This is a genomic window from Desulfosporosinus sp. FKA (genome assembly GCF_002196785.1).
GTDB lineage: Bacteria > Bacillota > Desulfitobacteriia > Desulfitobacteriales > Desulfitobacteriaceae > Desulfosporosinus > Desulfosporosinus acididurans.
In genome coordinates this window covers 83,581-110,067 of the sequence record NZ_NAHZ01000025.1, presented here as the reverse complement: position 1 = coordinate 110,067, position 26,487 = coordinate 83,581, and the positions used below count along the sequence as shown (strand labels likewise).

General features: G+C 42.1%; 24 protein-coding genes. 9 read left to right on the top strand and 15 right to left on the bottom strand.

Annotated elements, in window-relative coordinates; all coding sequences use genetic code 11:
- The first annotated feature begins 38 nt into the window (after positions 1–38).
- Together B5771_RS07810 and B5771_RS07805 are read left to right on the top strand one after the other, a co-directional pair.
- Entirely contained in the window at positions 39–716 is a 678-nt protein-coding gene (locus B5771_RS07810; protein ID WP_047808492.1) for a response regulator transcription factor, read from the top strand.
- A complete protein-coding gene (locus B5771_RS07805) occupies positions 706–2,247 on the top strand; it encodes a HAMP domain-containing sensor histidine kinase (RefSeq protein WP_088187024.1) in 1,542 nt (513 codons plus the stop codon). The genes B5771_RS07810 and B5771_RS07805 overlap by 11 nt, the downstream gene beginning before the upstream one ends.
- A 149-nt stretch (positions 2,248–2,396) precedes the next feature.
- Here the strand turns inward: B5771_RS07805 and hydE are convergent, their stop codons facing one another.
- The 11 genes from hydE to B5771_RS07750 form a co-directional block, all read right to left on the bottom strand.
- The gene (gene hydE, locus B5771_RS07800; protein ID WP_088187190.1) at positions 2,397–3,455 is read right to left on the bottom strand and encodes a [FeFe] hydrogenase H-cluster radical SAM maturase HydE; all 1,059 of its coding nucleotides are present in this window, start codon (positions 3,453–3,455) and stop codon (positions 2,397–2,399) included.
- Positions 3,456–3,529: 74 nt separating this feature from the next.
- Complete coding sequence (gene hydF, locus B5771_RS07795) at positions 3,530–4,774, bottom strand: [FeFe] hydrogenase H-cluster maturation GTPase HydF (RefSeq protein WP_088187023.1); 1,245 nt, start codon at positions 4,772–4,774, stop codon at positions 3,530–3,532.
- An 18-nt stretch (positions 4,775–4,792) separates the two neighbouring features.
- On the bottom strand, positions 4,793–6,199 hold the full coding sequence (locus tag B5771_RS07790; protein WP_088187022.1) for an aspartate ammonia-lyase: 1,407 nt from the start codon (positions 6,197–6,199) through the stop codon (positions 4,793–4,795).
- A 17-nt stretch (positions 6,200–6,216) separates the two neighbouring features.
- Positions 6,217–7,635, bottom strand: a complete 1,419-nt coding sequence (hydG, locus tag B5771_RS07785; RefSeq protein ID WP_088187021.1) for a [FeFe] hydrogenase H-cluster radical SAM maturase HydG — start codon at positions 7,633–7,635, stop codon at positions 6,217–6,219.
- 88 nt (positions 7,636–7,723) lie between these two features.
- Positions 7,724–7,978 carry a TM1266 family iron-only hydrogenase system putative regulator gene (locus tag B5771_RS07780; RefSeq protein WP_088187020.1) on the bottom strand — a complete coding sequence of 85 codons (255 nt, stop codon included), beginning with the start codon at positions 7,976–7,978 and terminating at the stop codon, positions 7,724–7,726.
- Between the two features lie 251 nt (positions 7,979–8,229).
- Complete coding sequence (locus tag B5771_RS07775) at positions 8,230–9,972, bottom strand: NADH-dependent [FeFe] hydrogenase, group A6 (protein ID WP_088187019.1); 1,743 nt, start codon at positions 9,970–9,972, stop codon at positions 8,230–8,232.
- A gap of 22 nt (positions 9,973–9,994) precedes the next feature.
- Complete coding sequence (locus B5771_RS07770; protein ID WP_088187018.1) at positions 9,995–11,881, bottom strand: NADH-quinone oxidoreductase subunit NuoF; 1,887 nt, start codon at positions 11,879–11,881, stop codon at positions 9,995–9,997.
- Positions 11,882–11,940: 59 nt separating this feature from the next.
- Positions 11,941–12,432 carry an NADH-quinone oxidoreductase subunit NuoE gene (nuoE, locus tag B5771_RS07765; protein ID WP_088187017.1) on the bottom strand — a complete coding sequence of 164 codons (492 nt, stop codon included), beginning with the start codon at positions 12,430–12,432 and terminating at the stop codon, positions 11,941–11,943.
- Between the two features lie 433 nt (positions 12,433–12,865).
- Complete coding sequence (locus B5771_RS07760; RefSeq protein WP_088187016.1) at positions 12,866–14,035, bottom strand: cache domain-containing protein; 1,170 nt, start codon at positions 14,033–14,035, stop codon at positions 12,866–12,868.
- A 307-nt stretch (positions 14,036–14,342) separates the two neighbouring features.
- Positions 14,343–14,798, bottom strand: coding sequence for a hypothetical protein (locus B5771_RS07755; RefSeq protein WP_088187015.1), 456 nt, complete (start codon positions 14,796–14,798; stop codon positions 14,343–14,345).
- On the bottom strand, positions 14,795–15,904 hold the full coding sequence (locus tag B5771_RS07750) for a ParM/StbA family protein (RefSeq protein ID WP_088187014.1): 1,110 nt from the start codon (positions 15,902–15,904) through the stop codon (positions 14,795–14,797). Before B5771_RS07750 ends, B5771_RS07755 begins: the two co-directional genes overlap by 4 nt.
- A gap of 175 nt (positions 15,905–16,079) precedes the next feature.
- Between B5771_RS07750 and B5771_RS07745 the strand changes: the two genes are divergently transcribed.
- Complete coding sequence (locus B5771_RS07745) at positions 16,080–16,472, top strand: hypothetical protein (RefSeq protein WP_088187013.1); 393 nt, start codon at positions 16,080–16,082, stop codon at positions 16,470–16,472.
- A 114-nt stretch (positions 16,473–16,586) separates the two neighbouring features.
- Here B5771_RS07745 and B5771_RS07740 read toward each other — a convergent pair whose 3' ends face one another.
- A complete protein-coding gene (locus B5771_RS07740; RefSeq protein WP_088187012.1) occupies positions 16,587–17,420 on the bottom strand; it encodes a deoxyribonuclease IV in 834 nt (277 codons plus the stop codon).
- 2 nt (positions 17,421–17,422) lie between these two features.
- Positions 17,423–18,163: a metallophosphoesterase family protein gene (locus tag B5771_RS07735; protein WP_088187011.1), complete on the bottom strand. Its 741-nt coding sequence runs from the start codon at positions 18,161–18,163 to the stop codon at positions 17,423–17,425.
- Positions 18,164–18,437: 274 nt separating this feature from the next.
- Between B5771_RS07735 and yyaC the strand changes: the two genes are divergently transcribed.
- Positions 18,438–19,004: a spore protease YyaC gene (yyaC, locus tag B5771_RS07730; RefSeq protein WP_088187010.1), complete on the top strand. Its 567-nt coding sequence runs from the start codon at positions 18,438–18,440 to the stop codon at positions 19,002–19,004.
- Between the two features lies 1 nt (position 19,005).
- Here yyaC and B5771_RS07725 read toward each other — a convergent pair whose 3' ends face one another.
- Positions 19,006–19,227: a hypothetical protein gene (locus tag B5771_RS07725; RefSeq protein ID WP_088187009.1), complete on the bottom strand. Its 222-nt coding sequence runs from the start codon at positions 19,225–19,227 to the stop codon at positions 19,006–19,008.
- Positions 19,228–19,532: 305 nt separating this feature from the next.
- On the opposite strand from B5771_RS07725, the gene B5771_RS07720 reads away from it, so the two are divergent.
- Positions 19,533–19,901: an Hpt domain-containing protein gene (locus tag B5771_RS07720; RefSeq protein ID WP_088187008.1), complete on the top strand. Its 369-nt coding sequence runs from the start codon at positions 19,533–19,535 to the stop codon at positions 19,899–19,901.
- A 67-nt stretch (positions 19,902–19,968) separates the two neighbouring features.
- Complete coding sequence (locus B5771_RS07715; RefSeq protein WP_047808474.1) at positions 19,969–20,631, top strand: response regulator transcription factor; 663 nt, start codon at positions 19,969–19,971, stop codon at positions 20,629–20,631.
- Positions 20,632–21,343: 712 nt separating this feature from the next.
- On the opposite strand, the gene B5771_RS07710 is transcribed toward B5771_RS07715, so the two are convergent.
- On the bottom strand, positions 21,344–24,082 hold the full coding sequence (locus B5771_RS07710; protein ID WP_088187007.1) for a response regulator: 2,739 nt from the start codon (positions 24,080–24,082) through the stop codon (positions 21,344–21,346).
- Positions 24,083–24,287: 205 nt separating this feature from the next.
- Between B5771_RS07710 and B5771_RS07705 the strand changes: the two genes are divergently transcribed.
- The 3 genes from B5771_RS07705 to bshB2 all read left to right on the top strand — a co-directional run bounded on the left by B5771_RS07705 (position 24,288) and on the right by bshB2 (position 26,471).
- Positions 24,288–25,223 carry an arginine deiminase family protein gene (locus B5771_RS07705; RefSeq protein ID WP_088187006.1) on the top strand — a complete coding sequence of 312 codons (936 nt, stop codon included), beginning with the start codon at positions 24,288–24,290 and terminating at the stop codon, positions 25,221–25,223.
- Between the two features lie 180 nt (positions 25,224–25,403).
- Positions 25,404–25,754, top strand: coding sequence for a YojF family protein (locus B5771_RS07700; protein WP_047808471.1), 351 nt, complete (start codon positions 25,404–25,406; stop codon positions 25,752–25,754).
- 84 nt (positions 25,755–25,838) lie between these two features.
- Positions 25,839–26,471 (top strand): bacillithiol biosynthesis deacetylase BshB2, encoded by a 633-nt coding sequence (gene bshB2 / locus B5771_RS07695; RefSeq protein ID WP_088187005.1) that lies wholly within the window; start codon positions 25,839–25,841, stop codon positions 26,469–26,471.
- Positions 26,472–26,487: the final 16 nt, after the last annotated feature.

Below are 26,487 nucleotides of genomic sequence, written 5' to 3'. Positions count from 1 at the left end.
TCTAAGTTTGAAAAATTAGGGAAATGACGTGAGGTTTCATGAGTTCTAAAATATTGATTATCGAGGATGAGGAAAAAATTGCCCGCTTTATCGAACTGGAACTTGGTTATGAGGGTTATATCACAACAAAAGCCTTCGATGGCAGAACGGGGCTTGAACTCGCCGAAACAGGCGAGTTCGACCTTGTTTTGTTAGATGTTATGCTGCCCAAATTAAGCGGTATGGAGGTCCTGCGCAGACTTCGCCGAACCTCCTCTGTTCCAATCATTATGCTGACAGCTCGGGACAGCGTGATGGATAAAGTTTTCGGACTTGACAGCGGAGCGAGCGATTATATCACGAAACCCTTTGCTATTGAGGAGCTTTTGGCCCGAATCCGAACCGCCCTGCGCAAAACAACGATCGAAAACGCAGAAGTATTGTCCGCCTCCGGCCTGTTGCTGGATATCGGCCGGCACAAGGTTACAATGGAGGGGAAACCTATCGACCTGACAAAACGGGAATTTGATCTTCTGCACTATCTGCTTAAAAATAAGGGCATGGTCGTCTCGCGGGAAGCGCTGCTGGAGAATGTCTGGGGCTTTGATTTTACAGGGGAAACTAACGCTGTTGATGTTTACGTGCGTTTTCTGCGCGGTAAAATTGACGAGGTCTTCAATGTCAAGCTGATTCATACTGTGAGGGGCGTGGGATATGTGATTAAGGATGAAAAATGAACCTCTAAATGAGTCCCCAAATTCCTCCAGCAGTATTAGCAGCAGAATACGTTTTTCCATCGTCTGGAAGCTCAACATAACCTTGTTTTTTCGTATGCTGGGACTTTTTCTTGTCCTGGATTTGTTTTTATGTTTGCTGGCAGCTGCAGGCTTATTTATACGCTCCGAACAAACTGTGACATCGGCAGCACAACTAATCACCGAATCAGGTTTACCTGCTCCGGAGGCGGAGCAATGGCTTGCCATCAATGAATGCAGTATAACAACCCCAACGGAGGAACCTAAAGGTATCCAAATCCCCCCGCCTTTGAAGACTTACTTCTCAAAGCAAACTGCCTCAGGAATTCGGAGTATTGACCTGCCGAATCCCAAAAGCGTAAATGAATGGGGACGGTTTTTGGATATTACTTATAATGTGACTATTGAAACCGGTAATCAGTCTTATCGAATATCTTTCCACCTGCAAAAGACACTTCAGATCCTTGTTATAATGTTTGCCATTGTTATAACCTTTGAGCTTTTGATGCTCCTGCGCAGCATTTTTACAGGTGCAAGAATAATCCGCAATACCTTCCGACCAATTCAGGAATTAGCTCAAACAGCCCGAAACCTGAGTACTGAAGGCGTTTTTTCTCCCGGACAGTTGGAAGTTCTGGCCGGCAAATTAGATGATATTAATGCTACTCATCTCGACACCAGAATCTCTGTGGGAGATACACAAAGTGAGCTTAAAACCCTCGCAGCGGCCATCAATGGAATGCTGGACAGGATCAATGAATCCTATCGTTCCCAAGTACGATTTGTCTCCGATGCTTCCCATGAATTAAGGACACCAATTTCGGTTATTCAAGGGTATATCAATCTGCTGGATCGATGGGGAAAAAACGATGAAAAGACATTACAGGAATCAATTGATGCTATCAAAGATGAAACTGCGAATATGAAGGGCTTGGTAGAACAGCTTTTGTTTTTGGCTCGAGGCGACAATAACACTATGGCTTTGCAATTAGAATCCTTTGAAGTATCTGCTCTGGTCGAAGAAGTACTGAGGGAGACGCAGATGATTGATGAAGGACATGTTTATGATTCGAAAATTATGACTGTTTTCATTAATGCGGATAAAAGCCTTATTAAACAAGCTCTGAGGATACTGATAGATAATGCTATGAAATATACTTCCACGGGTAAAAAAATTACGATTTCAGTTTCCAATTCAGATCATCTTGCCCGTCTGACCATCCAAGATGAAGGAATTGGTATTGCCCCTGAAGCAGTCCCCAAAATCTTTGACCGCTTCTTTCGAACCGACGAATCCCGTGCCCGGGCCACCGGCGGAACGGGGCTGGGCTTATCGATTGCTAAGTGGATCACCGAACGTCATGGCGGACACATGGAAGTTTTAAGCAGACAAGATATCGGCACAAGGATTTCCATTGTCCTTCCGGCTGACCAGAAGGCTGATCCTACTATGAAAGAGAATAACAATATAAACTTAGCCAAAAAAGGGCCGCTGCAAAACGAACTAAAATAGTTCGCAAGCAACGGCCTTTTTCTACTAAAGTGAACAAAGGACCCACCCCCACTTATAGAAGTGGGGGCTTAAAAACTGGATAAAGCTGTGGCCCCCAAATAGGCCAAATTGTTAACTAAGAATTTAAACAAATTGGGTGAAAACCTCAATTAATTTTGACGCGTTACTATAAACTTCCAACTATCACCTTTGCCCAAATCTACTTCTTGTCCCACCGCCTGAATTCTTCGCTCAATACAATAACGGCAATCCTCGGGATGATCATCGCCGCAGATTTTATTTTCATAAAGTGCGTACTGTTTCCTTACCGATGTCGGGGTAATGATAGGCATAACAACATTGGCACCCGCTTGAAGGGCCATCTCCCTCCCAAGGGGGTGGAGCGTGCCCAAGGCTGTTGTGGCGGGAATAAGGCTGTCCGGAACAAGCAGTCGTGCCAAAGCCACCATCACTAAGGTATCGTCTACCGTTCCACCCTTCTCTTTTCCCAGAGGCGTCTCGCTGTGAGGAATGAAAGGTCCGATTCCAATCATGTCGGGATGAAGTTCTTTTAAATAATGAAGGTCTTCTGCCAAATCTGCTGGAGTCTGTCCGGGAAGTCCAACCATAAACCCTGCTCCCACCTGATACCCGATCGCTTTTAAAGCATTTAAACAAGCCCTGCGATTAGTAAAGCTCATTGTCGGATGCAGTGATTCATACAATCCCTCCGTGGCAGTTTCATGGCGCATCAAAAAGCGATCAGCCCCGGAAGCAAAAAGACTCTGATACGTTTCCGCTCCCCGCTCGCCGATGGATAGGGTGACGGCCACCTCTTGGTCATAGCGTTTCTTAATCTGACGAATCAGCTCACTAAGTATCTCAACGGTGTACCAAAGATCTTCACCGCTTTGCAAAACAAAGGTCCGATAACCTAATTCATAGCCTTTATCACAGCAAGCCAATATTTCCCCCGGTGTCAGCCGATATCGTTCCACCTTGGTGTTGGAAGCTCGAAGACCGCAATATAAGCAATCTTGACGGCAAATGTTAGAAAATTCAATCAACCCTCGCAAATAAACTTTGTTTCCATAATACTTTTGTTTTGTCTTAAGGGCACGTTTATAGAGAATTTCCCTTTCCTCAGGTTTGATAGTCTCTATGAGTGCAATTATTTCCTCTTTTGAGAGATCATTAGTCTGATAGGCTTTCTCGATTAAATTATGCATAGTCACTACTCATTTCCTCCATCAAGGGCAGCATTTTTTCTGCTTGAATCTCTCAAATTGCCAAATTGTCTCTATTAACCGAACTCTTCTTCCAAAACCATCTTGGCTAAGGGGAACGGTTCGAGAGCTCTGTTCATCAATCCCTGTACATAAGCAATCAAAATTCCATAGTTGACAATAGGGACGCCCAAAGCTTTAGCACTCGCTATTCTGCTGAGCATGCCGGTCCGGTTCATCATACAGGCTCCACAGTGAACGATCAGGGCATATTTCTTGACATCCTCGGTAAAGGTTACTCCGGATGTGAATTCAAACTCTATCTGTTTCCCTGTTCTTTGACGTATCCACCTGGGTATCTTCACACTGCCGATATCATCGGATTGCCGGTGATGGGTACAACCCTCGGCAATTAATACTTTGTCTCCATTCTGGAGGCGGTCAATGGCTTTCGCTCCTCGGATAAATTCGGTGAGATCTCCTTTTTGCCGGGCAAACAGGATTGAGAAGGAGGTCATTAAGATATCCTTAGGTGTATCTGCAGCAACCTTTAGGAACACTTGGGAATCCGTAATCACAAGTTTGGGTTTTTTAGCCAAATTGCTTAGGGTTTCTCTCAGTTCATATTCCTTGGTCACAATCGCCATGGCATCGCTCTCCAAGACATCGCGGATCGTCTGCTGTTGAGGCAGAATCAGACGTCCTTTAGGAGCAGCTTTATCGATAGGCGTAACCAGCACAACGAAATCGCCAGGATTAATCAAGTCTCCGACAATTTTGAAAGTATCCTCGTTCTCCGGAATAACCGAGGTAATTGCGCTTTTTAACTCTTTGATTCCTTGTTTCGTGAGAGCTGATAGGGCAACTACCGGAGTATTTAAAGTTTCCTGCAGTTGAGACGCTTTTTTTCCCGCCTCTGAATTGTCCAGAGTATCCATCTTGTTTAAGACAACAATGACCGGTTTTTTCTTATCTCTTAAGGTTTTAATAATTAAATTGTCATCGTCACTAATTCCAAGATTAATGTCTATGATCAGCAGGGCAACATCTGTCTTATCAAGAACCTCCAGGGTCTTTTTGATCCTTAGCTCTCCTAATTCTCCTACATCATCAAAGCCAGCCGTATCGATGATTACACAAGGCCCTATTGGTAAGATTTCTATCGCTTTGAAAACAGGGTCGGTGGTAGTTCCCTTTACCTCAGAAACAATAGCTGTCTCCTGTCCTGTCAGGGCATTGATCACGCTGGATTTTCCGGCATTTCTTTTACCAAAAAGCGCCAGGTGAACTCTCACCCCTCTTGGTGCATCATTTAAACTCATTAAAATTCCTCCGGCAAATCATTTTTCCAGTCCTCCCGGTATACCCGGTTTCGTGACTTCCCAAGGATTGAGAATTTCGGCAATCCGGGAGTCCGATAAGGTTGTTTCTTCTTTTAAGACGTCGCCTATGGATTTATTTTCCCTTAAGGCTTTTCCAGCGAGCTCAGAAGCCCGGTCATAACCGATATGATGAACAAGAGCCGCAGCTAATGCTGTTGACCTTTCAAGATTGGCTTGGCATTTTTCCTTCTGGGCCTGAATTCCCTCGATGCATTTTTCCCGGAAGATAATAACTCCCTGATTCAGCAATTCAAGGGATTCCAATAAGCTTTCTGCGATCAAGGGCATAAAAGCATTAAGTTCCAACTGTCCGGAAGAAGCCGCTAAAGTAATCGCATAATCATTCGCCATAACCTTCATGGCCACTTGACCAATCATTTCCGCAATGACAGGGTTTACTTTGCCGGGCATTATGGTCGAACCTGCTTGCCTTTGAGGAAGTTCTATTTCTCCCAAGCCCCCTTTAGGTCCGGAGGCCATTAGACGCAGGTCATTGGAAATTTTCAGCAAATTTGTACTGCAAGCTTTTAAAAGGCCGGATACTTCAACAAAAACATCATTATTTTGGGTTATGTCTATCGGATAGTCAGACCGGGCTAAGCCCAGTCCTGTCAGTTCCTGAATAGTATCTGTGATCATAAAAATATAGTCATGCGAAGCATTCATGCCGGTACCAATAGCGGTACCACCCAAGTTAATTTGCCTAAGCCGCTCTTCGCCTTTGTAAACTCTCCAGCGGTCCCTTTCGATACCCTTGGCATAGGCACCGAATTCCTGCCCCAACATCATTGGCAGAGCATCCATCAGCTCTGTCCGGCCAAGTTTAAGGACATCACTAAATTCGTTTTCCTTCTTCTGGAGGGCTTCCTGCAGATCCGCCAGAGAATAGCTTAACCTTCGCAGCAGACGTATGGCTGCAATTCGCAAGGCAGTAGGGTAAACGTCATTCGTTGATTGAGACATATTTACATCGTTTAAGGGGTGGATAAGATGATAATCTCCTTTTTTTCCGCCAAGAATCTCGATGGCTCTGTTGGCGGCGACCTCATTGACATTCATATTCGTGGAAGTTCCCGCTCCCCCTTGCAAAGCATTGACGACAAATTCCTGATCAAATTTACCCTCAATGATTTCTTCGCAGGCTTTAATGATAGCTTGTGCCTTGTCCTTCGTCAATTTCTTTAAACGATGATTGACCATTGCTGCTGCTTTTTTAATTAAGGCTATTTCATAGATCAGCTTTCGATTAACACTTCTCGTCCCTAAATCGAAGTTTTCAAGAGCCCGTTTCGTATTAACTCCGTAATAACTTAATTCTGGAATTTCCCGTTCACCGATATTGTCCTTTTCTATTCTAACGTTCACGTTACATCCTCCAGGAGTTAGAAGCGGAAATCTCGCTTTCCATCCTTAATTTCGTTCAAATGCGTTGAAGCAATTGCCCGAACCTTTTCATTAGGTATATTGGGAATTTCTTTTTCAATGACTGCCTCACCCTTTTTCTTGGTATCCGGCGAAGCATAATCCTCCAGATATTCTTTGAGAGTCATTAAAGCATTGGGCTGGCAGCAGTTGGCAATCTGCCCGGACTTAACAAGTTTCATAAACCGATCCCCTGTACGCCCTTCACGATAACACGCCGTACAGAAGCTGGGGATATACCCCATTCCAAGGAGCCAGTTTAAAATCTGATCCAAGGTACGGGTATCATTAACTTCAAATTGTGCTGAATTATCATCCTCTGTTTCCGGCTCAACATATCCGCCAACACTGGTGCTTGAGCCTCCGCTTATCTGGGATATGCCCAAGCCCAGTACACGCTCACGGGTTGCTTGCGATTCACGGGTGGAAATAATCATTCCCGTATAAGGGGTGGCAATACGAATTACGGCTACAATCTTTGCAAAAATACCATCTGAGATGGCATTGGAAAAGTTCTTGGGATCGATATCATCGGCAGGGCGGATGCGCGGAACGCTGATAGTATGCGGACCCACGCCCATTGCTGCCTCTAAATGCTCAGCATGCATGAGTAGACCTACAAAGTCATAACGATACATATTTAAGCCGAACAAAACTCCGATTCCCACATCATCAATACCGCCCTCCATAGCACGATCCATTGCTTCAGTATGATAGGCGTAGTCGTGCTTTGGTCCGGTGGGATGCAGTTCCTCATAGCTTTTTTTGTTATAGGTTTCCTGGAACAGAATATACGTACCAATACCTGCTTCTTTCAGCTTGCGATAGTTTTCCACGGTTGTTGCAGCAATATTAACATTAACTCGACGAATAGCTCCGTTTTTATGCTTAATACTATAAATAGTCTTGATACTATCCAAAACATATTCAATGGGATTGTTCACAGGATCTTCTCCTGTTTCTAAAGCCAAGCGCTTGTGTCCCATATCCTGTAAAGCGATGACCTCTCGCTCAATATCCTCCTGCGATAGTTTTTTACGAGATATATTTTTATTTTTATGGTGGTAAGGGCAATACACACAGCCGTTTACACAGTAGTTTGAAAGATAGAGCGGAGCAAACATGACAATACGGTTGCCATAAAGCTTTTGCTTAATCTCCTTGGCAAGTTTAAACATTTTTTCATTCTCATCTTCCAGATCACATTCCAGCAGAACGGCAGCCTCTCGATGAGTTAAGCCCTTGCAGTCCTTGGCACGTTCTATCAGGGCATCAATCAGTTCACGATTTCTTTTGTTTTCCTGCGCATAGGCAAGAGTGGCCAGAATCTCACCGTCATCTATAAACTCCGTTGCAATTTTTGACTTACAATCATACATAGTCTTTACTCCTTTTTAATTATCTTATATATCAACACTTAACTGAGATTCAGATGGGGGCCAAACTCAACTTGTATCAAGTTTCCCTTTACTCCCCCGACTTTTTAGTTAAAGCTGATTTGACGTTAACTCCTTTAATTTTTCCAAGCCTTCCTGTGAGAGCACTAATTTCATCTGTAGTGCCTTCGACAATCAAAGAAATAATCGCTATTCCTCGCTCCTTACGTGGAATCCCCATTCTCCCAACGATTATACTCGCTAACTCATGCAGCGTTTCGTTGACCAGATTTGCGCTTTCAAATTCTTCAATAACGATCCCTACCACTCCGATTCTACTATCCATGCTTTCAATTCCTCCAAATAAAGAAAGCCTTCTTCAAAAGTAAGAAGGCTTTCTAACATTAGCTTTAATTTCACCCTTCTCCTCTTGCTCAGATCAATCTTCACAATTAGATCATTGTTGTTATGAATCCACTGCGGCGGGAAACTCCCAACACAGTCGATGATTAATATGAAATTAGTCTTAGTTCTATGGAGTATTATGCCAATAACAAGCTGAAAGCACTCCTAGACATGGCATGATCGGGGACAACATTAGATTTTTCTGCGTGCCGTATAACTGGTATGCAGTAATTTATGAGCCCTCTCTCCGTAGGGTTCGCCCAAGTAATCCTTATACAAAGCGACTATTGCCAGGTTTTCATGGGATTTACGTAATGGCTTAGCACGGTCTTCGCGGTAAATAGCAGCTGCACGGGATTTAAGAATTTCCATATTGCCATGATGATAGGGCTGACCGCCGCCGCCGATACATCCTCCCGGACAAGCCATGATCTCAATTACATCATAATCGCTTTCACCGGCCCGTATTTTCTCCAGCACAGTGCGAGCATTGCCCAGACCATGAATAACAGCGATTCGATAGTCTTGCCCTGCAATAGGGATAACAGCTTCTTTAATTCCATCCATGCCTCTAAGGGCTTCAAACTCTACTTTTTCCAGAGCTTCTCCTGTCAGCATTTCATAGGCTGTTCTCAGGGCCGCTTCCAGAACTCCGCCTGTTGTTCCAAAAATAATGGCTGCACCTGTTGATTCCCCTAACGGGTGATCAAACTCTTCATCCTTAAGATGATCAAAATGGATGCTAGCTTCGCGGACCATGCGAGCAAGTTCGCGAGTTGTGATAACAATGTCCACATCAGCAGTTTCGGCACTTTGAGCTAGTTCCGGACGAGCCGCTTCATATTTTTTAGCGACACAGGGCATTACGGAAACAACCGTGATGGATTTGGGATCAATGCCCAACGTTTTAGCATAATAGCTCTTAATCAAACTTCCCATCATTTGATGCGGAGATTTACACGTTGAAGGGATGTCTAAGAGATCTGGGAATTGATGTTCAAAGAATTTAACCCAGGCCGGGCAGCAGCTTGTCAGCAATGGTAAACGGCCGCCATGTTTTATGCGGTGTACAAGTTCGCTGGCTTCTTCCATAATCGTCAAGTCTGCCGCGAAATCCGTATCGAAAACTCGATTAAATCCAAGGCGTCGCAGGGAAGCTACCATTTTGCCTGTAACAATCGACCCCGGTTCCATACCAAATTCCTCTCCCAGAGCAACCCGTACAGCCGGTGCAGTTTGAACAACCACAAATTGATTAGGATCGTTGAGAGCTTTCCAAACTTTATCCACTTGGTCCACTTCAGTCAGAGCACCAGTCGGACAGACCGCCAAACACTGTCCGCAGAACGTACAGGCCGTTTGGCTGAGGGGTAAATCAAACGCAGTTTTGATCACTGTCTCGAAGCCACGCCCCATTGCCGAGTATACTCCAACGGTCTGAACTTCATTACACATTGTTTCACAGCGGCGGCAGCGAATACATTTATTTGGATCACGGACAATTGATGAACTGGATTGATCAATTTCAAACTCGGATTCTACCCCTTCATAGCTGATGGCACGCACACCTAATTCTGCAGCCAGTTTTCTCAGATCACAATCCATGTTCTTGGCACAGGTTAAACAAGACTTCGGATGGTCCGAAAGCAGCAGCTCAACCATGGCTCTTCGAGCCTGAATAGCCCGCAAGGAATCAGTTTTTACGACCATTCCCTCCATCACAGGAGTTGAACAAGAAGAGGCTAAATTGCGTCGGCCTTCAATCTCCACAACACAGACTCGGCAAGAAGCTATGTTATTATTATAATGCATTTCGTGGAGTTTCATATGACATAATGTCGGAATATCTATATTTATGGTTCGTGCTGCTTCTAAAATTGTCGTTCCTTCGGGAACAGTTAGGGGTATATCATTAATAGTTAGATGTATATCCACAGGGAGTCCTCCTTTACGGGCCTTAGTGACGAATAATGGCGCCATCGACTCGGCATTGTTCCATACAGGCCCCACACTTTAGGCAACGTTCTTGATCAATAACATGACGTTTTTTCGGTGAACCGCTAATGGCGCGCGTGGGACATTGTTTGGCACAACGGCCGCAGCCAACGCATTTCTCGGTGATTTCGTATTTTAACAAACTCTTACATACGCCCGCTGGGCAGGTTTTATCAACAATATGAGCAATATATTCATCCCGGAAATATTTCAGGGTTGAAAGAATTGGGTTTGGAGCACTTTGCCCCAAGCCGCAAAGGGCAGTATCCTTGATGATATTGCACAGTTTTTCTAAGTTTTCCAGATCCTCCAGGGTGCCGCGGCCTTCGGTAATTTTTTGTAAAATTTCATGCAGTCGTTTTGTTCCCACACGGCAAGCTGTGCAGCGTCCGCAGGATTCATCCATGGTAAATTCCAGGAAAAACTTGGCAATTTCCACCATGCAGTCATCTTCATCTAAAACAATAAGCCCGCCGGAACCCATCATGGATCCAATGGCCATTAATGATTCATAATCTATGGGAGAGTCCAAATATTTTGTCGGAATACATCCGCCGGAAGGGCCTCCGGTTTGAGCTGCTTTAAATGTTTTATGGCGTTTAATCCCCCCGCCAATGCCAAAAATAATTTCGCGCAGGGTTGTTCCCATAGGAACTTCCACTAAGCCAACATTATTTACTTTTCCGGCCAGAGCAAATACTTTTGTTCCTTTGCTTTTTTCAGTCCCGATGTTAGCGAACCATTCCGCACCCCTCAAAATAATGGGCGGAATATTAGCTAACGTTTCCACATTGTTGACACAAGTAGGCTTACCCCACAGTCCCTTTTGGGCAGGGAATGGAGGTTTGACTGTAGGTTCTCCCCTTGATCCCTCAATAGAATGAATAAGTGCCGTTTCTTCACCGCAGACAAAAGCACCGGCTCCGTATTTAAGTTCAATGTCAAAGTCAAAATCGCTGCCCAAAATCTGTTTGCCAAGCAAGCCGTACTCACGTGCTTGTTCAATAGCGATTTTTAAACGATGGATAGCGGCAGGGTATTCTGCCCGAACATAAATATATCCCTGTGAAGATCCAATCGCTGCACCTGCAATAAGCATTGCCTCAAGAACACTATGAGGGTCCCCTTCCAAAACTGAGCGATCCATAAAAGCACCCGGATCACCTTCGTCGGCGTTGCAGATAATATAGCGTTGATCTGCTTCGCTCCTGCGAGTGAATTCCCACTTCACTCCTGTTGGGAATCCAGCCCCGCCGCGCCCTCGCAGCCCGCTGACTTTAAGAGTATCGATAACTTCCAGAGGAGTCATGTGAAAAAGAACTTTGGCTAATGCTTGATAACCATCTGCAGCAATATATTCCAGAATATTTTCCGGCGCAATGTAGCCAACGTTGCGCAAGGCAATGCGCAGTTGGTTATTATAAAAGGGAATGTTCGCAGCAAAACGTTCTTTTGTGTTGGGATCCATAAATAGAAGGCGTTCTACTTGCTTCCCTTCAATTAAGTGTTCTTGCACAATAGTAGAGACATCCTCAGGAGAAACTTCACAATACGTAACATTATCAGGATGAATCTGGATCATAGGACCTTTTTCACAGAATCCAAAACAACCGGGTTCAAAAACCTTTATTTGATCCGCTAATCCTGCACGATCAAGTTCTTCTCCTAAAACTTCAGCAATTCGCGGACTGCCTGAGGAATGACACCCCGGTCCCCCACAGACCAATATATGTCTGACTAAACCGGCGGCATTTTTAGTATCCACCCCTTCTTTGGCTTGGCGGGCTTCAATAAGCTTGAGACTTTGAGCTTTCAAAACATTTAATTCTTCGGTATCTTTAAGTTTCATTTGGTTTCCCTTCCTTCGATGACGCTTCTCACACATCCATCTACTTTGTCAGCATATATTTATTTACCTTCCGGACGGTACTTCGCCAGAACCTCATTAATTTCTTGGGGCTCATGCATTTTTCCATGGACTTCTCCATCAACGATCATGACAGGGGCAAGGCCACAGGCTCCAACGCAGCGCAAAGTCTCTAACGTAAAGAGATTATCCGGAGTAGTTTCGCCGGCTTTAATCTTTAATTGATTTTCTAGTTCATTTTTTAATTTTTCTGCTCCACGTACGAAGCAGGCTGTGCCCATACATACGTTAACAACATGTTCTCCTCGAGGTTTCATAGTGAAATATGAATAAAAGCTCACCACTCCGTAAACCTTGGCCGAGGGTATGTCGAGCTTTTGAGCAATATGCCACTGAACGTTATCTGGCAACCAGCCATATATTTCCTGAGCATAATGGAGAATTGCAATCAAATTTTCCTTTTTATTAGGCAAGCTGTCAATATAATTATCTAACTTTTGCGCGAACTCATTTGGCGAATCGCTGTTGCACATTTAAATCCTCCTCCTCTTAAATTTATTTCAAAACAAAGTAGTGCTGTCCTTCATCTTCCTCCCCTAATCACTTTTTAGTTACTTGTTTTTCGCCCTTCGAGCAACCAGTCAATAGATTGAAATTACTGAAAAGTTCCGCTGTATACATAGTTTAGCGTGATTAGTTTGAATTGTCTTGTTTGTTAACATAATTAAAATAATTAAAATGCTTTATTAAAGTGAGCTTAATTATTAAAGTCAATAAGACTTATATAATTCATCCAGTTTTTAAGACCCCAACTTCTACAAGTGGGGGTAGAGTCCCGATGTTCAGTTCAATCCACAAATAAAAAGACGAGTAAAAATAAACTCGTCTTTTATTTCATAATAAAATAACCAGTTCTTTTGAGTCAATGCCTCCCTAAATTCTCCACAATGATTTTGTGCTCTATTTTTAAAGAGGGATGAAAATTTTCACAGGTCGTCCGACCGTCCCGCATTTCTGTTCAGATCTTAAAGCTCCACACTGTTCTAAAAATTCGAGGTAACGGCGTACGGTAACTCGAGTCAGCTTAACCCCTTCTGCTACTTCTTCTGTAGAAATCGGCCGACGATTTTTTTCCAGATAGTGAACGATCTGGTTAAGAGTTGCTTTGTTCAGCCCTTTGGGCAAAGCATCTGCTCCACTGTTCCAGGGAGTATCCAGTCCAAATAATGGTTCATACTCTTGAGAGATAGTTTCAGTTGAGGAAAATTCATTACTTGGTTCAAAATCTTTGAGTTGCTCAAGCATAGTATTGAGGCTCCCTTTTGGCGGGCTGCTTTCATGAATGGTAGCTGTTGACTTATTGATTTCACCTGTTAAGGTTTGAATTTGCTCAGCCATCTGGATAAGAGCATCTTCAAGTTTCTCGATCTCCGCAGCACCAGGAGAACTGGATGGATTTTGCCCAGCGGCAGCTTCCTGCAGCGGCCTGTCTATGTCCTCCGGGGAAGAAGAGTGAATTAGTTTACGAAGAAAAAGTCCAGCAAAGAGCGCTATTAAGGCCGTTAAGGCCAGTCCTATCCCCCCCAGTGTTACCAAGGATCTTTTAAGAGATTCCTGCTCTGAAGCTTGAGAAATCCCAACATAGAGCATCCCAATAATCACGCCATTTTCCGCTCGTAAGGGAGCATAAGCTGATTGGTACGGCTGGCCAATAACATCAGCATTCCCAAGATACACCTGACCATTTTTAAGAACTTTCGTAACTACATTATCTGAAGCCTTAGTTCCAATGGCTCGTTCACCATTGGAACTGCGAAGTGTAGTCGCCGCTCGTGTATCTCCTAAGAAGACTGTGACAGTATCCCCCGTTATCTGGGAGATATGATCTACAATATCGCTGTTGAGACTCATTTTGGTAGTCCCTTTATACAGCTCGCCGTCTCTTACGACCCATGAACCGGGATATTTCAAGTCAATAAATTCCTTACATATTGTCAAATCTGATTGAGCTTTTGAAGAACTTTCAACTGTTAAACGGTCCTTCATATACCAGCCAAAAATCATGACTAAGCTCGCTGCCAAAATAATAAGTGAAACCAGCTGCAAGATTGACAGTTTATGTCTGAGCGAACGCAAGTGGGTGCACCTCTTTCGTTGAACCTAAAAAACTTTATACTTTATACAATATATTCACGAATTAATCAGAAAAACCTCTTTTTTTGAGAAATCAATAAATAATTTTATAGAGGGACAACTATTATTTAAGATTTGTCTCAAATTTCATACGCCCTACTTGATTCAAAGATCACTTCGCTATCCGCATCATTCCGCTAATCACACAAAAGGGCAGGAACACTGCTTAATTTAAACAGTATACTCGCCCTTTACCATGACCAGCAAACATATTGACCGACTACTTTTAACCTATAAGCCCTGTTGGAAGTTATTTAGTCTTATGATTGGATAGGTCTTGCAATACCTTTAGTACCTCTTCATCATCTTCAAGTCCGATAACATTGTTCATAAGATGCTGATATCCCAGTGATGATTTAGATTGGTTTTCACTTCTGCTAAGAACCGTCCCTTCAGTAAACAACGCCTCCAGAGAAAAGGAATCCACTTTGGAATCTACCTGAGAATAATCTTCCTCAATCCCTTTGGAGTCGTAATGCTCATGAATACCGTGGTTCTCGGGATGTTGCAGAACATCGCCGCTTTTCATCATGGCCGACTGTGGCAGAAATCTCTTCGCAGCGTGACAACATTTGAACATCATACACAAGGCCTCTTTAATAAAATCATTTCGCAAATCCGGCTCAATTTGTTGCAAATCCTGCCAAAGTTCCGTGTCAGCCTCATTAAAATTCAGTAGAATAGAGGACGGTAAAGGCGTTATCATACTGTAGAATTTTCCTTCTTAGTTAATGAGTTGATTAAGGTCGAAGCCATTATTCTAAATCCCGCAGCATTCCCAAACTGTGGATTTTCAATTAAGGTTTTATTTTCTATTTGAATATGTGCAAATACCTTTTCGCCAACATTTCCGGCAACGAGAACCGTGTGTATTTTGCCAAGCATTGGTTTTAGGGTCTTCTTCACTTCTCGGGTAATATCTGCTCCCAGTTGAGCTAACATAGTTTGCATAATTGGATTAAGATTTAAGGAGCCATTATTCCATGGATATTGTCCTTGATTGACACGGAAAATTTTATCCAGTTCTTTATCATCCGTCTCAATGGGATTGGCGTGAGAACTTGTCATTTCTTTAAGCTTTTCCGCCACACCAGTGTACGCCCATTTCAAGCCTTTCTCAATACTGAAGGAGTTCGGAGGATCAAGCATAACACCGTCATAAAAAGTTGCGATATCCGTTGTTCGAAAACCGACATCGATGACAACAACATAGCCGTTAAAAAGCTTCTCATTCGTCGGAAGTCCGTATTCATCGAGAGTTTCTTTTATAAACACGCCATAACTCTGCGGGAGCACTCGTGAGCGAAGAATATTTAGATGACGTGTCGTTCCTTCTAAAGGACCGGAGAGGAACTTTACAGAAAAGGATCCCTTTAACTCAGCTTCATACTTTTCCTTCAAGCTCGAATAGTATTTTACCGGTACACCTGTCCCCAGATAGACATTAACCTTTGGATTTTGTTGAGCTAGGGCTAAAGCAACTACTAATAATGAAGTAGCCTCCTCATCAGAAGATTTATCTTCATCCCAACAATAGTGAGCTTCATTAGGGTTTAAGCTTTCCGCTAAACTCCCCATAAAATAATGGTTTTCTACACCTGTTGAATTATTCTTAACAATTACATCAAGCGAAGAGACTTGGGTTTCAATGTCTGAACCCTTATCCATTATAACGTTCCCTAAGGTTGAGAAAATCCGTTCATTGCCTTTACAGATTACCGCAGGAAATAAGATCTTCGTATCGCGGGTGTCCAGTTTAATTGCTCCAAATCCCGGATCAGCTCCGGCTATGAGAATATCACTGTCAAGCACACTCGTTCCTCCTCGCCAAGATTCTATTAAAATCCACATTATCTTTGTCAAACTACTAATACTTACCATTATATATGAATTTTTGACGCTTGTAAAAATGCATGTATTTAATTTTGTAATCATTAAAGAATGTATTAAAATAGTATTGAAAATATAGTTTTTGAGGTGACTGAGGATGAAAAAAATAGCAACGTTTATTCTTCTTTTTCTTCTGGTAGTTGGATTAACCGCCTGTAATTCAAAAACGCCATCTGACACTTCTCAAAATACGGTTACCTATACGAAAGAATTCTCATATTTTCCGGCTTATAACAATATGCAGTATCAGGGCTTAACCCAAACCGATCAGAGTCAAACCTCCAGGTACCTAATTAAAAATACAACCGTCGATAAAGTATTAACGGGATATGGGGATATCCTCAAAAACGATGGCTGGACTCTAAGCTGGAGTTATACGAAAGACAAAAAGCCCGCAAGCCTCGTTGCCCAGAAAAACAATCATACCATCGCCTTACTGCCGCGCCAAACGAATAAAGACGTTTTATTAATGATTTCGGGTCCTAAGTAAAAACAAGATCAAACATGCCCACGACAAAGCATCTTCGTCGTGGGCATGTTTGATCTTGTTTTTAAGGCCCCCACTTCTATAAGTGGGGGTGGATCCTTTGTAAACTCTCTAATATTATTCCTTATAAAGATCTCTCAATAGGGCTATCTCATGAGCGTAACCGTCTGTATCGTTTGGTGTTTCAAGGAAAAAGGGCAGATGACGGAGTTGGGGATGATTGATAACTCGAGTTATGGCTTCCAGACCAATCGACCCTTCACCAATTTTGGCATGGCGATCTTTATGGCTGCTCTTTGGATTCATACTATCATTAAGATGAATGGCATACAGCCTCTCCAAACCGATAACTTTGTCAAAGGAAGTAAGCACACCGTCAAGGTCATTGACAATATCGTACCCGGCATCATAAACATGACAAGTATCTAAGCAAACACCCATCTTTTCAGAGAGTGTTACACCTTCTAAAATCTGCTTGATCTCCTCAAAAGTTCGGCCCACCTCTGTGCCTTTGCCCGCCATGGTTTCCAGCAGTACTGTAGTTGTCTGCTCTGGCTTTAGGAGATTATTAAGTTGGTCAATTATTTGTTGAATACCAATGTCACTACCTTGTCCTCCATGGCTGCCCGGATGAAAATTGTACAGGTTGCCCGGTATATATTCCATTCGCATCAGATCGTCAGCCATTACTTCTGACGCAAATTCTCTCACTCTTCCTTCCGGCGAGCAGGCATTAAGAGTGTAAGGAGCGTGAGCCAAAATTGGCGCAAATTGATTTTCCAGGATTATCTTAAGTAATCCCTCAACATCTCCGGGATCAATTTCTTTGGCTTTGCTCCCTCTTGGATTACGGGTGAAAAATTGAAAGGTATTAGCGTTGATTTTAAGTGCCTCATTTCCAATCGCCTTAAATCCTTTGGAAATTGAAAGATGGCAGCCAATGTTCAGCATAGTTATCCTTCTTTCTTATGTTTGGTTAGACCGCGATAAATCCCTGTCTTTAATTCCTTAATGTATTCCTGTTTCTCAGGCATGTCGGTTAATCCAGCCTGGTTAACAGCCAGATCGATATCATACGGTACTCTTACAAGAGCTATAGTAAATGAGGATGGATGTTTGCTATTTAATATTCCTTCGATTATGCCATAAGAAGCTTGGGTTATATCAAGAGGATTACCCACACTTCCAACATTAAAAATTGTCTTTCCTGCGAAATAATCGACGTGAGCACCATGAATATCTCCATATCCAACTACATCTGCTTCGATATCAAGGGTAGGCGTGGCTTCAAATAGTTTTAGTCGTTCCCGGCGCTTCGTAGAAAGATAAACTCTATGAAAAAGATCATTAGGGGAAGCATGACAGAGCCTTAGGAGCTTACCGCTAATATAAAATTCTTTGTACATCGGCAAGTCTCTCAGATACTTTAAACGTTCTGCTCCCAGCCTGCTCTGATGCCAGGTTAATACTTCCTGCCCTTTTTGTTCAGTTAAAAAATGATCCCAGTTGCCTTTAATGACGACTTCGCAGTTTTCCCTAATAGTATCGACTGCTTCTGCCGGGTTAGGTCCCTTCCCCGCTAAATCACCCAGGCAGTAAATGATCTGAATATTCTTATTCTTGATATCAGCCAAAACCGCTTCTAAAGCAGGCATATTACCATGAATATCCGATATTATTGCAATTCTATCCATATTGTCTCCTTGCATCATCTTTTATACTACTTACTTTACACCTTTTTATAGTTACATAGAAGTATTTGGGATAACAAAACGTGGGGACAGGCATTACTGCTGTGAACAATAAGCCATCCCCACATTTTTTCTTCGTTTGCCAATTTTCTTTTCTCCAGGAATATATTTTATTCTTAACTATACAATGATTAATAAGGGCTTTAGGTGCTCCCTTTTTTATTATTGTTATGTCATATCGCTGAAAATAAACGGGATAGATTAGGCATTAAATTCGGTGGAGGTGGAAATTATTCCAGAGCTTTCAAGAAAAACATTTGTCTCAGTTAATTCCCTTGTCTATAATTTTGGCGAAAGACAGTCATTCATCTCCACGTTAAATGATCTTTCCCTCGGAAAAAAGGTTCTCTTCGCCTGTATAGGTACGGACCGAGCAACGGGTGATTGTCTGGGACCACTGGTCGGCACAAATTTAAAGCGTTTAGGGTATACAGTATTAGGGACATTAGCCGAACCCCTGCACGCACAAAATTTAATTTCAGAAATCAATAACGTTCTGGCGATTCAGCGGCCCGATATAGTTATTGCTATTGATGCCTGCCTCGGTAAGACTGAAGATATTGGCATGATCACCCTCGCTGATTTTCCCTTAACCCCTGGTTCTGCAGTACACAAAAATTTGCCCTCAGTAGGTGATATTTCTATTTTGGGGGTTGTGAATGTCGGGGGTTTTTTTGAATTTCAAGTTTTGCAAGGAACCCGTCTACATACGGTTATGAAACTCGCTGCTGATATTACCCATTTAATTTGGCGGGCAATACCCTGCTCAATGTCAATGGGGTGATTTATAAACCCGAAACTGACTGTAAGATATTAACCCTTTCTTCGAGCTCTTTACTGTATCTGAATCTATCTAATAGTTCCGATTCTAAGCCAAGTTGATCCAGCGTTGATTTCCCTCGCAGGAACCAATAGATGCATCTGCAGTCTTGAACTTTGCAGCCCATTTCTAAAAGCTTTGAGCCTTCTTCAATCAAATTTTTTAGATCCTCTGTCTGAATCTCCATTCTTATCCTCCTTAGTTTACTTAAACTAAATGCTAAGTAAACAGTCAAATAGAACTAACTTAAAATAATTTATTGAACCTGAACTTGTTTTAAGCCACTTAAGAAGTAAGAAGGCCGTAAATTCTGATTTCATCTCAGAGTACTGGCCCTTTAAGCATACTTAAATTTATGGATCTTGAGAAGTGACTAATGGCACAAAAACAGTATGCCAAAAGCACAATTTTGTAGGGTTAAAGAAAAATTATATTACACATTGTCGTATATTGAGGTATACTAAAATTAAATCGCTAAAAAGGAGTGTCTTTATGAACTCCCCCTGTAGGTACGATCTTAAAGGTTTTTCAGATGAGCTTGGACTTCCTTTAAAAGATACAGCCGAGCTTTTCTCTGAGTTTATTAAAGAAATCAAAGATGAATTGTCTAAAGCAGAAAACGTTTTAATAAACAATAACGTTGAGGAACTTCAACGGATTAACCATAACATCAAGGGAATATCAGCAAACTTTAAGATTTTAGACCTATATGAACAAACTTGCAAAATAAGTAAGACCTTAAAGAACAGCTGCGATATTCTATCTCTGCAATCCCAATTAAATGATCTTTTTATCATTTATGAAAATGCTGTTCAGGAAATAACAGCTTTCTTTGCGTATCACGGTATCGATATCAGATAATAATTCTATGGCTAACCTATTTCAATTTGGAAAAATTGATTATCTTGATACATATAAAGAGGTAATAATGTTGAAAGTTTTAATAGCAGATGATCAAAAGCTCTTAAGGGAAAGCTTCAAAACGATTATCGAAAAAAATAGCGAGATGCAGGTTGTAGCATGTGCTGCTAATGGCAAAGAGGCCATCGAATTATGTGCTAAACTTAAACCGGATGTTGTACTTATGGACATCTCGATGCCTTTATACAATGGAACCGAAGCAACTAAATTAATCAAATCTAAATATCCCAGCATAAAAGTTCTAATAGTTACTGCCTCTGACGACGAAAACGATGTTTCACAAGCTATAATGAATGGGGCAGACGGTTATATTCTCAAAACAGTTGGAACTGAAGAATTAATTCTTTCGATAAAAAGTACATATCTTGGCCTGCAAATTATTCACAAGGATGTTTTTAAACCCGAAACATTCGCCGGCTCTTCAGGAGAAACCAATATGCTACGACACAACCAAGTAACCATTGAGGGAATTGATATAAAGCTAACAGATCGAGAATTAGATATTGTCCAAATGATTGTTGAGGGAAAAGATAACAAAGAAATAAGCGCCTCCCTGTTCATTGCTGAAGGGACCGTTAAAAATATAATTACCACGATAATCTCTAAACTTCACCTTAAGGATAGAACACAACTCGCAGTATTCGCTCTCAAAAATTTATCCGGCTTTTAAGACCCCCACGTCTATAAGTGAGGCCACTGAAAAACTTTATCTTCGAGAAGGTCAGTACCATATATAGTGCTGACTTTCTATTTTACCTACGGCATATGGTGGCTTTGGATACCCAAGCAATAGATTTTCCTAGATTTTCAGTGGCCTCCTATAAGTGGGGGTGGGTCCCTCGTTAACTTCAGGTGAGGTAGAGTCCTCCTTCGCCGCTGAGTATTCCTATTGGGAAAGGCGGCTTGGCAATAATGTCCACTGGACATTATTGTATCTAAAGCCCCGATGTTCAGCTTTAGCGTAAGCGAGTTCACTAGTTTGACACTCCCACGGCTAAAGCCGATGGGATTCTTGGGTGATTAAACCGAAGTACATTTCTGCTATCGGAGTATGACCCCAAGTTCAGGGCTATGCCATTAGCCCATCCTAGAGCAGTACACAATGGTACTCTAGGCTGATAGCCTGTTACCAGCTACCACAGTTTCTTTGAAAACGATCGTTTTAACGTCTTTTTCTTGACGACACATAGAGTTTTACCTGATAGACGCATTAGCTATCAGAACCTCTTACTCTATCCAGTTTTCAAAGATCAAACTAATTCTAGTTTATCATAGTGCTAAGACATTTACATGAAATTACGAAGCCGCCTTCATCCCACGATTAAAACCGTGGGCTTTTGGCTACGTTTCTGTAATCCTAAAGTTGAACAAAAAGGAGTAATTCAATTATCTTCGGCTTGTAAATACTTGTTAATTTTCTCCTTGAGCATAACTAGAGTAATTGGTTTACTGATATAATCATTCATTCCTGCCGCAAGGCATTTTTCTCGATCGCCTCCCATAGCATGGGCGGTCATTGCAATAACAGGAGAGTCCTTGTTAAATAAACTCAATTTTCTTATTTTATTTGTTGCTTCGTAGCCATCCATTACAGGCATTTGACAATCCATAAGAATGATATTGTATTTTTTAGTATCACATAGTTCTACGGCCTGCTTCCCATTGCTTGCTAAATCTGCGGAAAAGCCAAGCTTATTCAGCATAATCATTTCCAACCGTTGATTGATCACCTTATCCTCGACAAGCAGGATGGAAATATCTGAAGCTTGTTGCCGGTCTTCCATGATAGTATAGGGCCTAACTTGCTCCTCCTTCGCTGCGGCAGCTTTTGGAAAGGCAAAACCAGAAATTGCATCAAGCAGCTCCAGCTTTCGGACAGGCTTGGAAATATAGCCATAAAAGCCCATTGTCTTGGTTAATCTTGCTTCACCTTGCAGAACAGCAGAATTAAGTAAAATCAGCTTGATATGGCTGAACTTTTTATCTCCCATCACCTGTTGGCCAAATTCAAGGCCATTCATTCCGGGCATCATATAATCAACAAGAATAAACTGAGGTAATAAATTCTCATCATCCAGCCCCTGAAGAAACTCAAGACCCTCTCTACCATTTGTAACACTTATGATCTCACAACCGAATTCTTTCAAGTATTCCCTAAAGATCATTCTATTGCTCTCATTGTCATCAACAATCATGATCTTTAATCCCTTTAAGCTGGTGTACAGAAGTTGGTGCTTTTCATTCCCAATGATGATTTTACTTTTTTTCATCTCGAGAGTTATGGTAAAGGTGCTGCCTTTGTTGATCTGACTATCTACTGAAATGCTCCCACCTATAAGGTCCATGATCCTACGGGATATAGCAAGCCCAAGCCCGGTTCCTTCGTACTTTCTTGTTGTGGAAGCATCAGCCTGAGTGAATACTTGGAATAACCGCTGCATATCCTCCTCAGAAATGCCTATGCCGGTATCCTGAACATCAATTTGCAAAAGGACCTTATCGTCATCTTCCTTGAGCGCTCTTGCTTTGAGAGTCACTTCGCCCTGGTCAGTAAATTTAACAGCATTACCGATAATATTATTCATGACTTGCCGCAATCTGGCCGGATCTCCTTGAACTTGACTGGGAACTCCTGCCGCAATAAAGGATAGAATTTCAATTCCTTTACCATGGGCTTTCGGCGAAAATAAAGAAACGGCGTCTTCGATTAGTCTGTGCAAGTTAAAGGGAATGTTGTCAATCAACATTTTACCGGCTTCGATCTTCGAGTAATCCAAAATATCATTTACCAGCACAAGAAGCGCGTCCGTTGACGCTTTAACCTCAGCTATATAACTTGCCTGTTCTCTTTCCAAAGGCATGGCGGAGAGGAGCTCAATATAACCAATAATCCCATTCATAGGAGTCCTTATTTCGTGGGACATATTGGCTAGAAACTGACTTTTAGCTCTGTTCGCTGCTTCAGCAACTTCCTTGGCCTTGACCAATTCTTCTTCCGTCTTTTGTTTTTGTTCGAGACTTTCCAAAAATACATTAAACCATCTATACAATTCTCCCATTTCGTCGCCTAATGTAACAGGTAAGCGAGTTTTAAAATCAATGCTGCCTTCTTGGATTTCCTTAAAATAATTCGTTACTTTCTTAATGCGACTGACAAATATCCTGCCAATAAGGAAAGCAGAAAGGAATACAAGAATTATAGAAATGCCGAAAAGCATTCCCAAACTTGTATCTTTTATTTTGTTAATAATGCTTTGTTCCGAGATCAGTGACAGAAGGATCCAGGAGTTCCTCTTTGATTTTTCATAAAGGACCACCTTATCATCGCCATCAACATATGTTTTAAAACTTCCGGAATCAGCATTAACACTTCGCAATAAATCCCCATTCATCTTACTGCCGATTTTTGACTTATTTGAGCTGTAAACGATCCTGTTGTCCTTATCCAGAATCAAATACTCCGTATTATTATAAGTGCTCGTAAAATGATTGTAGAAAACATCAATATTATAATTCAGCACAAGCAGACCGACGGGCTTTTCTTTGAGGGAATTTGGATCAATTGTTTTAAGAATTGTCCCGATAATAATTACTTTTTTAGAGCTTGATTGGAGGTTAATATTATCTTCAATGCCCTGCCAAAGAATCGGGGTTTTAGAGTTCAAGACCTTTTGATATAAAGCGGCCAAAGCATTTTGATTAATTTTTTGTCCGCCCAAAATATCCCCGGCATGATAATGCTGGCCGTTTAACGAGAAAAGATCAATCGAAACGAGACCTTTAAGATTGGTAAAGCTGCCAAGAATAGAATTTATCATGATTCGTGTCCCTTGTCTCTCCTGCTCAGAGACTTTTTTTTCATCCTTCGCCAACACTCTTTTGACAAAGTCAATGCTTGATATGTTAGCGAACAGCCCTTCAATATTATCTGTCAGAACATCCAAACTGCGCTGTTTCTCGGTCATCAAGTTTTGTGCAGACATAGTCATTTCGTTTGTCATAGCTGCTTTCGTTTTCACATAAGACATCCTGCCTAAAAGAGCCATAGGAAGTACACAGGACAATACTAAAAAAATAGCGAGCTTTTGAGTAATGTTTAGTCTAATTGGTTTTTTTAACATAGACTTATCCTTTCACTCCTATTACCACAAAGGCATAGGTGGTACCTCTGTCAATTCTGCGTTTTTCTAATATTTCCTGCAAGATTTTCATGGTATCACCCTGGTAAATTGCTTTCAAAACCAGATTCGCCACGCCCACAAGTATCTAAATTGGACAGTGGTAAATAATAGAGATTAACAAATACTGAAAATTAGGGTGTGAAGAATGGAATCGAAAACGATGTTTGGAACCGAGGAACTTGGCCGGTTGAGAAAAGTCTTGCTCCATAACCCCATCGAATCCCTCTCTGCAATTTCTGAAGAGAATTACAAGTATCATTTGTTCAATTTTGTTCCCAAGGTTGATCAATACCTGAAAGAACATGAACAATATGTTCAAATGTTGCGAGAACACGATGTCAAAGTCCTGTTTGTGAGAGATTTTGTCCGACAAACTAAAGACCTGTTGGCAAAACTTCCTAATTTGCCCTATCTCCACGATACCGCTGTCATCACAAGCAAAGGTGCTATTTTATCTGAAATGTGTCCCGGCACCCGGGCCGGAGAGGAACAGGTCGTTAAAGAGGCCCTCACGAATATCGGCATACCTATCTTTCATGAATTTAATACCCAGGAACAGTTTGAAGGTTGTTTAATACTATCTCCCACAACCTTAATCATCGTAAATACCGAACGATCAAACTCCAATACAATTGAAGGTTTTTTTAGCAAAGCCCTGACGATTTTTGCGGAAGTCATTTATATTGAGGCACCACAAGCCCGCCGGTATATGCATGCAGATATGATTTTTAACAGAATTAGTGAAGACTTGGCGCTGTATTTTCCCCCGGCATTTCTTCATACCTACTTAATTAATCGGCAGACGAGAAAAGAAATTAACTTTAAGAACTACTTAAGGGGGAAGTCTATAGAACTGATACCAATCAGTGATGAAGAACAAAGAAATTGGGGTTGCAGCTTTGTCTCTTTAGAACCTAAAAAACTAATTCACTATGATCTAGCTTTAACTATTAAGACAAAAAAGTTGTTGAAGGAACGCGGTGTTCAGATCCATGAATTTCATCCCGCTGCTCTTTTAGCCGGCGGCGGCAGTCTTCGCTGTCTGACCTTAAGGCTATGGAGAACCCCTTGTAAACAGTGAGGCCAAACTATTCATTCTTCGCCAAACAGTATATAATGAAAAAAAAACATGACACTCGTCCATCCACGGCCAGCGGCAGGTTAGCAACAGTTATGATAGAGGAAAGCAGGCAACCGAAAGTTAGACTTTATATAATATAAAATAGTCGAGAATGATCCTTAGTTAAGGTGGTTGATAGTCATGCACCCAATCGATAGGTCAATAGTACAACCGGCGCTGGACCGTTTTCTCAATCGGGAGGTTTACCTCCACCTTGAGACAACCAATGGGGCCTATGCCGCACATAGACAAGAGAGCAAGATGACAGTAGGGGCCTACATCCGCAATGGCCGTATTTCTTTTATCCGGGGAACCATCACGGGTGAAGGACCCTATCGGGTGGGACTGAAGATGCAAGACGGCTGGGTTTACGCCGAAGGGCTGACCGATTTTGATCTGGGACAAGAAGGAAAACTTTTGCTCGCCGGTCATGATGAAGAGGGGCGGCTGGCTGTAGCTCTGGAACTCAGTATGGAGCCCTTTGAGTTGTAACTTTCAAAAGTATACAAATTGTTTTTGGGGGTAGAACCTTCGATGCTGTAATTAATTAGTAAATTAACATGGGAGGAACATTCTTTGGGCCAACACATTCTAGTAGTTTTTCCTCATCCAGACGATGAAACCTTTGGATGCGGCGGAACTTTAGCACTCTTTGCCAAATCAGGAATTCCGATCACATATATATGCGGAACCTTAGGGCAAATGGGGCGAAACATGGGAAACCCTTTTTTCGCTAACCGAGAGACATTGCCTAAAATTCGGGAAGCAGAGTTGGAGGAAGCTTGCAAAGCCATTGGGATTCAACATTTGATCAAGCTTGGCTTACGCGATAAAACCATTGAGTTTGAGGACCCTGAACCTATCGTCACCCGAATTGAACAGATTCTCCGGGAAGTTCAGCCATCTCTGGTGCTTACTCATTATCCCGGATATGCGGTACATCCGGATCACAATGCCCTGGGGGAATTGACCATCAAGGCAGTATCTCATCTTTCTACGCAAGATCGCCCTACCATCTATGCCCATGCTTTTGCCCGAAACTGTCAAGACGTGATTGGTCCGCCAGATATCGTCAACGATATTTCAGCAGTTGCTGATGTCAAATACGCTGCCATCCTGGCGCACCGCTCGCAATCCCAGGTGATGTTTCCCCGTGCTTATAGTCACATGCTCCAGCGAGAATCTTTTTGGACCTATCGGTGTTTTTGAAAACGCCTTCAAAGGA